Origin of the sequence: Advenella sp. (genome assembly GCF_052108595.1) — a bacterium.
In the GTDB taxonomy this organism is placed as follows: domain Bacteria; phylum Pseudomonadota; class Gammaproteobacteria; order Burkholderiales; family Burkholderiaceae_B; genus Advenella.
Window position 1 is genome coordinate 1 of sequence record NZ_JBQEAU010000136.1, and the last position, 10,416, is coordinate 10,416.

Annotated in this window: 10 protein-coding genes and 1 pseudogene; 6 read left to right on the forward strand and 5 right to left on the reverse strand. The window is 58.8% G+C overall.

Features of this window, described 5'->3' with window-relative positions:
- Both ACTIKR_RS18460 and def read right to left on the reverse strand, forming a co-directional pair.
- The coding region (locus ACTIKR_RS18460; RefSeq protein ID WP_442328633.1) for a lipoyl protein ligase domain-containing protein at positions 1 to 680 on the reverse strand (680 nt) is incomplete at its 3' end.
- Between the two features lie 263 nt (positions 681 to 943).
- The gene (gene def / locus ACTIKR_RS18465; RefSeq protein WP_193088329.1) at positions 944 to 1,456 is read right to left on the reverse strand and encodes a peptide deformylase; all 513 of its coding nucleotides are present in this window, start codon (positions 1,454 to 1,456) and stop codon (positions 944 to 946) included.
- Between the two features lie 174 nt (positions 1,457 to 1,630).
- Here def and dprA point away from each other — a divergent pair, with 174 nt between their 5' ends.
- The 4 genes from dprA (at position 1,631) to ACTIKR_RS18485 (ending at position 5,029) form a co-directional block, all read left to right on the forward strand.
- On the forward strand, positions 1,631 to 2,881 hold the full coding sequence (gene dprA / locus ACTIKR_RS18470) for a DNA-processing protein DprA (RefSeq protein ID WP_370540202.1): 1,251 nt from the start codon (positions 1,631 to 1,633) through the stop codon (positions 2,879 to 2,881).
- Between the two features lie 130 nt (positions 2,882 to 3,011).
- Positions 3,012 to 3,617, forward strand: coding sequence for an NADPH-dependent FMN reductase (locus ACTIKR_RS18475; protein WP_442328634.1), 606 nt, complete (start codon positions 3,012 to 3,014; stop codon positions 3,615 to 3,617).
- A gap of 12 nt (positions 3,618 to 3,629) precedes the next feature.
- Positions 3,630 to 4,541 carry a hydroxymethylglutaryl-CoA lyase gene (locus ACTIKR_RS18480; protein ID WP_193088327.1) on the forward strand — a complete coding sequence of 304 codons (912 nt, stop codon included), beginning with the start codon at positions 3,630 to 3,632 and terminating at the stop codon, positions 4,539 to 4,541.
- 8 nt (positions 4,542 to 4,549) lie between these two features.
- Complete coding sequence (locus ACTIKR_RS18485) at positions 4,550 to 5,029, forward strand: hypothetical protein (RefSeq protein WP_193088326.1); 480 nt, start codon at positions 4,550 to 4,552, stop codon at positions 5,027 to 5,029.
- 231 nt (positions 5,030 to 5,260) lie between these two features.
- On the opposite strand, the gene ACTIKR_RS18490 is transcribed toward ACTIKR_RS18485, so the two are convergent.
- Positions 5,261 to 6,238, reverse strand: a complete 978-nt coding sequence (locus tag ACTIKR_RS18490) for a cation diffusion facilitator family transporter (RefSeq protein ID WP_442328635.1) — start codon at positions 6,236 to 6,238, stop codon at positions 5,261 to 5,263.
- Between the two features lie 79 nt (positions 6,239 to 6,317).
- Between ACTIKR_RS18490 and fmt the strand changes: the two genes are divergently transcribed.
- Positions 6,318 to 7,280, forward strand: coding sequence for a methionyl-tRNA formyltransferase (gene fmt / locus ACTIKR_RS18495; RefSeq protein WP_442328636.1), 963 nt, complete (start codon positions 6,318 to 6,320; stop codon positions 7,278 to 7,280).
- A gap of 105 nt (positions 7,281 to 7,385) precedes the next feature.
- Here the strand turns inward: fmt and ACTIKR_RS18500 are convergent, their stop codons facing one another.
- Together ACTIKR_RS18500 and rimO are read right to left on the reverse strand one after the other, a co-directional pair.
- Positions 7,386 to 8,015, reverse strand: coding sequence for an HAD-IA family hydrolase (locus ACTIKR_RS18500; RefSeq protein ID WP_370540205.1), 630 nt, complete (start codon positions 8,013 to 8,015; stop codon positions 7,386 to 7,388).
- Positions 8,016 to 8,037: 22 nt separating this feature from the next.
- The gene (gene rimO / locus ACTIKR_RS18505; RefSeq protein ID WP_193088323.1) at positions 8,038 to 9,366 is read right to left on the reverse strand and encodes a 30S ribosomal protein S12 methylthiotransferase RimO; all 1,329 of its coding nucleotides are present in this window, start codon (positions 9,364 to 9,366) and stop codon (positions 8,038 to 8,040) included.
- 552 nt (positions 9,367 to 9,918) lie between these two features.
- Here rimO and ACTIKR_RS18510 point away from each other — a divergent pair.
- Positions 9,919 to 10,416 (forward strand): annotated as a pseudogene (locus tag ACTIKR_RS18510) (16S rRNA (cytosine(967)-C(5))-methyltransferase RsmB); the annotation flags it as partial.

Sequence of the window (10,416 nt, forward strand, 5' to 3'; positions counted from 1 at the left end):
ATCTGTTCAAAGTCAGTCTCAGGCCTGCCCAGTAACGCCGCGACCGATGTGGTTTTTTCCGGCAGATAGCGTACCGGGCTGTGCAGCGCCACTTCAAAACGGTTTGCCATGTCGGTCAGTTTCGTGCTGTCGGCATTGATCAGAATCACCGCATGCGACAGTAGCGAAAAAGCGGGTGTTGTTGCCGTCCGGTTGCGACGCCAGTACTGGGCCGTGCCGGCGATTTTTTTACCATCAACAGCCAGATTGAACCGGCCGTCGCAGAACGAGCCCTGCACCGGCTGGGGCGTAGCATGAATGCCGCAAGCAGCCAGCGCGTGGGCAATCAGTTCACACAGGCCAAGGTAATGCGCTTCGACATGCTGCAGCGGATAATTGGCCTGGACCGGGTAGGCCAGATGTAAATTGATCACCCCGGCCGCCTGGGGCACCACACCCCCGCCGGACAGGCGAACATCGACGGGCAGGCCCGCTGCGGCCAACTGCTTGCTGGCCGCTTCAAAGTGTCGATTGCGCTGATAACTGCGCGGCACGCTGATTCCCTGGCTGGCTTGGTGGATGACCGCAAGGCGCTGTCCCTGCCGGTCGACCTGATCCAGCAGCCGCGCCTCGCTGTCCCGACGGCTGCGCCCGTCTTCAAAAATGGCACTGGGCGGCAGGGCAAAAAAGGGCGCATTCATGTTAGCTGGCAGTCCTGTCGCGGGTGCGGCCGGGCCATGCGGCGGGCAGAAGGGATCGACGGACCGTGAGCAACCACCGGCCGGCAGGAAAGGTTTGCCGGGGCGGTGGAGAAATCAGAACAATTATATTTGATGATCGGCCATGGGCGATTGCTGATTGGCGAGGGCGATGGGCGCGCTTGCGATCCGGATGGGTCCAGGCACGTCTGCTCCTGGGGACAGCGGTGGCCTTTGCGGGTCTGCATCCGGCCGTTCCTGCTCAATCAGGCCTCGGCCTGTTCCTTGGCTTGTTTTTTCAGCCTGGTCTTGATGCGACTTTGCTTTAAGGGCGACAGATATTCAACAAATACCTTGCCCAGCAGGTGATCCAGTTCGTGCTGGACGCATACGGCCAACAGGCCTTCTGCGTCAAATTCGAAGGTTTCTCCCTGCTCGTTGAGCGCACGGACGCGAATGCTGGCCGAGCGCTCCACCTTGTCGTAAACACCGGGAACCGACAGGCAGCCTTCTTCATATACCTGTTTATCGTCGCTTTTCCAGATAATTTCAGGGTTGATGAGCGCCAGCAGGTCGTCGCCTTCTTCGGAGACATCAATGACCACCACGCGTTCATGCACGTTGACCTGGGTCGCAGCCAGCCCCACGCCGGGTGCGGCATACATGGTTTCAGCCATGTCGCGGACGAGCTGGCGAATGCGGTCATCCACCTGGGCTACCGGTTTTGCTACCGTGTGCAGCCGGGGATCGGGAAATTGAAGAATAGGTAAGAGTGCCATGGCCAATATTATAATTGAAATCGATGCTGCTTGGGGTTCACAGCCCGCCGTGCCCCTCTGGCGCAGCAGGTCAAATTGCATGATGCATCGGAATCCTGGGGGTGCCGCAGAAAAATCATCATTCTCTTGCGACTATATTCCTATAATAGGGTGTTTTTTCACAAATTCAAGCGGATGGATATGGCAATGTCAGATGAAGAGCGGTACGCGTGGATTCGTCTCACGCTGGAACCCGGGATAGGCCCGGTCACTGCCCGTCATCTGCTGGTTGCCTTCGGACTGCCTCAGGATATTTTTGGTGCCTCGGTGGCGGCGCTGATGAAGGTGGTGCCCCAGAAACAGGCGGTGCAACTGGCCGCAGCGGTCGACCCGGTTACCCACACCCTGATCGAGCGCACTTTCGACTGGCTTGCCCGCCCCGGCCATCATATCGTGACGCTGGCCGATGAACTGTATCCCGCCCGATTGCTGGATACTGCCGATCCGCCGTCCCTGCTTTATGTGGACGGCGATCCCCAGGCGCTGTCCCGGCCCGTGCTTGCCATGGTGGGCGCGCGCTCGGCCACGGCAGGCGGCACCGATAATGCCTTCGCTTTCGCACGACATCTGGCCGATGCCGGCTGGACCATCGCTAGCGGCCTGGCCCAGGGCATTGACGCGGCCGCTCACGAGGGCGCGTTGGCCAGTGGCGCGGCGCCGGCCACCATTGCGGTCATGGGAACGGGCATCAATCGCGTCTATCCGGCAGCCAACAAGGGGCTGGCCATGCGGATCCGGGAGCAGGGGGCGCTGGTGAGCGAATTGCCGCTGGATACCGCAGCGGTGGTGCATCAGTTCCCTCGCCGCAACAGAATCGTCGCAGGGCTTTCGCTCGGCGTACTGGTGGTCGAAGCCGCGCAACGCAGCGGCTCGCTGATTACAGCGCGTCTGGCCGGGGAAAACGGTCGCGAGGTGTTTGCCATTCCGGGTTCCATTCATTCGCCGTTGTCACGTGGCTGCCATGCGCTGATCCGGCAGGGCGCCAAGCTGGTGGAAACCGCCGAAGACATTCTGGAAGAGCTTGCGCGCAGCGGTTCGGCACCCAGCCCTGGCGCCGGCCTGGGCCGTGAATCCGGGCGGCAGCCGCAGCCTGGCTCGAAGCGTGCGGCCACACCCCTGGCGCTCATAACGCCTGGAACGCGCCGGGAGGCGCAATCGGGCGACGCGCGCAGTACGCCAGCCGTGATCACGACCACCAGCAATGCGGCACACCAGGCGCTGCTTGAGAAGATGGGGTTTGACCCGGTCTCCATGGATTTGCTGCTGGTCAGGCTTGACACCACGGTGGGCACGCTGGCGGGGTTGCTGACCGAATTGGAAATGGCCGGTAAAATAGTGCGCCTGCCAGACGGACGCTATCTGCAACGGGTGAATCACTTACAATAAGCAACGCAGCAAAGTCGATGCCGTCACGCATGCCGCAGCGTTGTTCGCTCGGTATTTCAGTGCCGGCAATTGCCACCGCAGCATGCCGCCAAAGGGGCGTCGGCAACGATGCGCCAGCCAGGTTCTATTCATGTCCAAGCCCAAACAGGAGCGCTTAATGAGCACCAAGTTCAAAGTTCTGATCATCATCGGCAGTCTTCGTGAAAAATCCTATAATGCCTCGATCGCCCGGCAACTGGCTGACCTGGCGCCGGATAATCTGGAACTGGTTTACGCTCCTTCCATCGGTACGCTGCCTCACTATAACCAGGACGTGCAGGATGCCGGATTTCCCGAAGAAGTCCAGACGTTTGCCGACGCCATTGTTGCGGCCGATGGCCTGATTTTTGTGACGCCTGAATATAACTATTCGGTGCCCGGTGTGCTCAAAAACGCGATCGACTGGGTATCGCGCTTGCGTCCGCTGCCGTTTGACAACAAGGTCGGCTCAATCATTTCGGCCTCAGGCGGCGCTATCGGCGGGGCCAGAATGCAATATCACCTGCGCCAGATCCTGGTTGCGATGAATATTCATCTGGTCAATCGGCCCGAAATCATGGTCGGCACAGTACAAAACAAGGCCGAAGGCGAAGGTGGCAAGATTACCGACGAAACCACGCTCACCTTCATTGGCAATCATCTGAAAGAGCTGGCTCGCATGCTCGAGCTGCATCATCAAAAACAGAATCAAGCCTGATCGGAGATAGTCATGGCAATTGCGGAACGCGTAAAAGTGGTTGAAGTGGGGCCTCGCGATGGCCTGCAGAACGAAAAACAATTTGTTCCGACCGACATTAAAATCGAGCTGATCAATCGCCTGTCGGCTGCGGGCTTTCAGAATGTGGAAGCGGCCTCTTTTGTGTCGCCCAAGTGGGTGCCGCAAATGGCCGATGGCGCAGAGGTCATGGCTGGCATCGAGCGCCGGCCGGGCACTATTTATTCCGTTCTGACGCCGAATCTGAAAGGGTTCGAAGGGGCGCTTGCCGCTGGCGCCGACGAGGTGGTGATCTTTGGCGCAGCCAGTGAATCCTTTTCCCAGCGCAATATCAATTGCTCCATTGCCGAATCCATTGAGCGTTTCGAGCCGGTGGCCAGTGCGGCCAAAGAGGCCGGCCTGCGCGTGCGTGCGAGCATCAGCTGTGCGCTGGGTTGTCCGTACGAGGGCGAGATCGCACCGGCTGCGGTGGCCGATGTCGTCAAGCGCATGCTGGCACTGGGTTGTCACGAAATTGATATTGCCGACACGATTGGCGTGGGCACACCGCGCAAGGTGACGGCAGTCATGAACGCCGTGTCGGCGGTGGCCGATCCCGCCATGTTGTCTGCGCATTTTCACGATACCTATGGCATGGCGCTGGCCAATATTCTGGCCGCGCTCGAAGCGGGTATTGCCATTGTGCACTCGTCTGCGGCTGGTCTGGGCGGCTGTCCCTATGCCAAGGGCGCGACCGGCAATGTCGCCACCGAAGACGTGCTGTATATGCTGCATGGCATGGACATCGAAACCGGCATTGACCTGGATCAGGTCATCAGCACCGGCCAGTGGATCTCTGATTACCTGCAGCGCGCCAATTCCAGTCGTGCCGGCAAGGCCATTATTACCAAACGGCAGGCGGCGTAAGCGCACTTATGGTCATCAATTTCCTGCCGCTTTCCGAGTCCGAACGCGACCAGTTGCTCGCTTCGATCGAACCCTTGCCCGTTCGCGGGCAGGCATGGCCCGCCTGGGTGAAAACGGTCGCCTGGGTTGTGCTGGGTCTCATCGTATTGCAGTCGCTTGTGGCTTTCAATAAGGCCGGGGTGCAGGTGCTGTTTTCCATGACGGGTCTGATCCTGCTGGTTGTGTTCCTGGCGCTCGCTGTTACGACCCGCTATATGCAGACCTCAGTCACCACCATAGATTCACAGGGTTTGCGGCAAAGCTGGCTGACCCGCCGTGAAGTGGCCTGGCAGGACGTGACCTTCGCCAAGTTTGTGCCGATGCTCGCGTCCAAGCGGCTGGTGGTCTTCACAAAAAAAGGCAAACCCGTGGTGTTCCAGGGCGGTACACAAGATCTGCAGGTGGCGTTTGCGAAAATTTCGCTGGCGTTCAAGAATCGGAAGGTGTGATGCATGCCAGGGCCGGGCGGACAATGCTTACTGACGTTGTACCGGTCAGGCGTTTCTGCTGACGAATATAACGATCGCAATTGGCACCGGCCGCTATGTCAAAACGCGGTTGGCGTCTATCATTGCGCCTGCTGTCACTGACAAAAGTAGCAAACCCGATCTGGTGGCTGCAAGGCATGGGCCAATGCCGCCGCACAATGTATACGCGTAATATCTGGCGTTCAGTATCTCTTATTTATTGACCTCGCGGCCAGTGTCCGCGGGAGCGACCGTCACCGGATCAAAGTGCGTCGTCACCTGCAAAATATCGTCGATCTGCATAATACGCGCGCAGGCCAGTTCGGAAATGTCATGCGCCGCCAGGATCGTCATGTCCGAAGGAAATTCAAGATGCACTTCGACCAGAATCATGTCGCCGCTCTTGCGCGTCTTCAGATCATGAAACCCTTGCAGATTGGGCGTGTCATGCAAGGCCTGGCGAATCTGTTGTTCGATTTCGTCGTCCACGGCGTGATCGGCAAGATCGCTCAGTGCCCGCAGTGAGAACTTGCCGCCCATGCGCGCAATCATGGCGCCCACCAGCAGCGCGGCAAGCGGATCGGCCATGGGAAACCCGGCAATGTTTGCCAGAATCCCGATGCCGACAACCAGCGATGATGCTGCATCCGAGCGCGCATGCCAGGCATTGGCGACCAGCAGGGCAGAGCGCACGCGCTGCGCTTGATTCAACATATAGCGAAACAGCAGTTCCTTGGCCATGAGCACGCTGATTGCGACAAACAGCGCGCTCATATGCACGGTGGGGATCGTTAACGGGTCGGTCAGGCGCAGCCCCGCGCTCCATACCATGGCCAGCCCCACCCCAAGCATGATCAGCCCGATGGCCAACGATGCGATGGTCTCAAAACGGCGGTGCCCAAAGGGGTGGCCGGCATCGGCCGCCCTGGCGGCATGACGATTGGCAAACAGCACCACAAAATCGGAAAAAATGTCGGACAGTGAATGAATGGCATCTGCAATCAACGCCTGAGATTGGGCGAACACGCCCACAATGATCTGGAATATCACAAGGATGATATTGACGGCGACGCTGACCCAGGTGCTGCGCCGGGCTACCTGCGAGCGTTCGCTTTCTGCGACAAGCTCTGATGCCTGGTAGGAGGCAAGCCGGCGCGCAGGTACCGCAGAATGATCATGTTGATGGGTCATGTCGGTTGGGGCTGAAAATAAAAGCGTCTTTGAGGTATGCTACTCAATTGTTCATCACTTTCCAAGTATCACGATTATGCTGAATGTTGTTTTTGCGGGAACGCCCGAATTTGCGCGCCAGGCGCTGGCCGCCATTGTGCAGGCAGGGTTTTCAGTTCCTCTGGTTATGACGCAGCCTGATCGTCCTGCGGGCCGGGGGATGAAACTGACGCCCAGTCCGGTCAAGCAGCAGGCGGTTGCACATAATATTCCTGTGATCCAGCCTGTCAGTCTGCGCCTGGATGGCAAGTATCCCGACGAGGCCGCCAGTGCCCGCCAGACGCTGCAAGCGCTGCAGCCCGACGTCATGGTGGTGGCCGCCTACGGCCTGATCTTGCCGCAGTGGGTCCTGGATCTGCCTCGCTATGGCTGTCTGAATATCCATGCCAGTCTGTTGCCGCGCTGGCGCGGCGCGGCGCCCATCCAACGGGCGATCGAAGCCGGCGACAGCCAGACCGGCATTGCGATCATGCAGATGGACGCTGGCCTGGACACGGGCAATGTCATCGCCAGCGAAACCCTTCCCATTGTGGACCAGAATGCCACGCAACTGCATGATGAACTGGCTGTGATGGGCGCGCGGCAAATTGTCGCGGTGCTGCAGACATTGGATAAGGACGGCGTGCTGCACTCAAGCCCGCAGCCACAGGCCGGTGTCACGTATGCCGCCAAACTGGACAAACGCGAAGCGGCGCTGGACTTATCAGAGGATGCCGTTACGCTGGCGCGTCGTATCCGCGCATTTAACCCTGCACCGGGGGCCAGCGTGATGCTGCCGGGGATCGATAGCCCGGTCAAGGTGTGGGATGCCTGTGCGCTTGAGGCCGGTGCCGCGGGGGCTTCTGCTTCGGCAGCGCCCGGGCAGGTGCTGGCCGTTACCCCCGAGGGCATTGATATCGCTACAGGTAATGGCACACTGCGGCTATTGCAATTGCAGAAAGCGGGCGGAAAGCGTCAGCCTGTCGCGGTTTTTGTCACGGGGTGGAAGCTGCCACAGGGCTGATCCCCGAGCCTTGCACGGGTCAGCCCGCGAGCGATGCGCGCGCCTGGAACATGCGCCGTGTTGTTTGGGGTTATTGTAGGTACGCTATGGGTCCGTTATAGGCCGTTAAGCTGGCAGTAACTGGGCCTGGATATCATCCGGCGTGCAAAACAGAAACTGTGGTCCTTTTGCAGACAACACCTCGGGATGGTTATAGCCCCACGCCACGCTGGCGGCATGACAGCCCGATTCGCGCGCGGCGTCGATGTCGCGGATTTCATCGCCAATCAGCAAACAGGTTTCGGGCGTGCAGCCGGTCTGACGGTACAGGGTCTTGAGCCTGGATGCTTTGCCGAACAGGTCGCTGCCGCAGCGATACTGGTCGATGAACTCGGTCGCCCTGCCCAATGTGCGACGCACATTGATTTCACTGTTCGAGCTCAGGACGGCGATCTGGTAGCCGGCGTGCTTGAGTGCAGCCAGGGCCTGCTCTATGCCTTCAAACAGATGCACATCCGGCGAGGCCTCCTGCATGCGCTGGCGAAATTCCATGAGAATGGCGGGCGCCTTCCAGAAGGGGATATCCAGTGTGCTCAGGATATGGCGCACATCGCGGTGCCGCAACTGTTCCTTCTCGTCTTCGGCCGGGTTGCGAAACCCGTATTTTTGCGCCACGCTGGCCAGCACCGTATCAAACCACGGCAGAGTATCGGCCAGCGTGCCATCAAAGTCAAAGGCCAGCAACTGATAAGGCAGAGACTTCATCTGTAAATCACAATCAAGATAGCGGTTTATGATCGGCCCACAGATCGTATTCGTTGCTGTCAGTCACGGTACAGCGCACAATCTGGCCAGCCTGCAGTTTTTCAGGGCTGCTGATAAACACACAGCCGTCGATCTCCGGCGCATCTGCGTGAGAGCGGCCCACGGCATCGCCATCTTCATCGATTTCGTCGATCAGAACGTCAATTTCACGTCCTACCTTGCGTGCCAGCCGGGCGGTGGAAATACCCTGCTGGTGAGCCATGAAGCGCTCCCAGCGATCCTGCTTGACGTCATCGGGCACATGATCGCCCAATGCGTTGGCGGGTGCGCCCTCTACCGGTGAATACTGGAAGCAGCCCACGCGATCCAGCTGTGCCTCTGTCATCCAGTTAAGCAAATACTGGAAGTCTTCCTCTGTTTCGCCAGGGAATCCCACAATAAAGGTGGAACGGATGGTCAGGTCGGGACAGGTTTCGCGCCATTTGTGAATGCGCGCCAGCGTGCGGTCTTCAAAGGCAGGGCGTTTCATTGCCTTGAGGACTTTGGGACTGGCATGCTGGAACGGGATATCAAGATACGGCAGGATTTTGCCTTGGGCCATCAGCGGGATCACTTCATCAACGCTGGGGTAAGGATAAACGTAATGCAGACGCACCCAGATACCCAGTTCGGACAGGGCCTCGCACAGTTCGGTCATGCGGGTGCGCACCGGGCGTCCGTTCCAGAAACCGCTACGGTATTTGATGTCTACGCCGTAGGCGCTGGTATCCTGCGAAATGACCAGCAGTTCTTTGACGCCCGCATTGGCCAGACGTTGTGCCTCTTGCAGCACGTCGCCCACCGGGCGGCTGACCAGGTCACCGCGCATGGACGGGATGATACAGAAGCTGCAGCGATGGTTGCAGCCTTCGGAAATCTTCAAATAGGCATAATGCCTGGGCGTCAGCTTGATGCCTTGTGGCGGCACCAGGTCTACATAAGGGTCATGGTCGAGCGAGGGAGGGACGACCTCATGGACGGCACGGACCACTTCTTCATATTGCTGGGGACCGGTCACGGAAAGCACGCGAGGATGGACCTGGCGAATGACCTGTTCCTCCACGCCCATACAGCCGGTCACGATAACCTTGCCGTTGGCGGAGATCGCCTCGCCGATCGCGTCAAGCGATTCGGCCTTGGCGCTGTCGATGAAGCCACAGGTGTTGACCACGACCACGTCGGCGCCTTCATAGGAGGGAGAAATATCATAACCTTCAGTGCGCAACTGGGTCAGGATGCGTTCAGAGTCAACGAGTGCCTTCGGGCAGCCCAGACTGACAAAGCCAACGCGGGGAGCGGACATAGAAAACCTTTAAAATATAGAGAATAAATACGAAACAATGGGAAGCAACGCGACCTAATGGGGTATGGGCAGTAAAATACCGTATCCCGAGGCGTCCGGTTTATTCTTGCGGCAGATCGAAACGGATTCTGTTGCCGGCCCTGTTTCGGTAAAGGCACGGCGCCTATCAACACGTTTTTGCCTGGTTTATACGGCCGGCAGCCAGGTTGACAGGCGCTTGAGCCATTTGCCCCAAACACAGCAGCAAGGCCGCTGGCGCTGCCGGTTTTGCCTGTCCTGCTGTATTCTTAACTTACAGTACGGGGTTGCAGGGCAGGGGCTATTGCGCGCATTGGAAGCCGGTTGGCCGGTAACGCTTACAAAAGAGGCTTGCAAAAGAGACCGTATTTCTGGCAGAACACCGGGAACCGCCAAGCCTTGTTTTTGCTCTTCCAGTCCGCCATCTGCTGCCGGTTGCTTGCTATCGCAATGAATAATCAGGCAATTTTACCATTTTCGCTCACTAACGGTGTATATGCACAGTCAATTTTTTATGCTCGGGGATTTCAGTCAATGACTAGTCCTGTCCAGCCCTCCATCTCGCCGCAAGCGGCGTCGGTCACTCCGCCCTTAAGCGAGCTTTTGCTGGCAACAGCATACGCAGTGCAGGCAGTCGGCGAAGGCCGTTCCCTGACCGACATACTGAATGCCGAGCCGGCAAGTCGGCGCGCGGCGGTCCAATCACTGTCATTTTATGTCATGCGCCAGCTGGCCCGCGGGCATGCGCTGGCAGATCTGCTCCTGGATCGTAGTCCGCCCAATTCGCTGGCGGACAGTCTGCTGATCACCGCCTTGTCCCTGCTGTCAATAGACGAGCGCGAAGTGCGCGACAACCCGCGGGTGCCGGTCTATGAGGCCTATACACTGGTCAGTCAGGCAGTGGCTGCCGCCGGCCTGGACCGCAAAACGGCCGGCTTCAAGGGGCTGATCAACGCCTGCTTGCGACGTTTTGAACGGGAGCGCGAAGCGCTGCTGGAGCAAGCATATCGCCGTAGCAATGTGCGCTGGGGT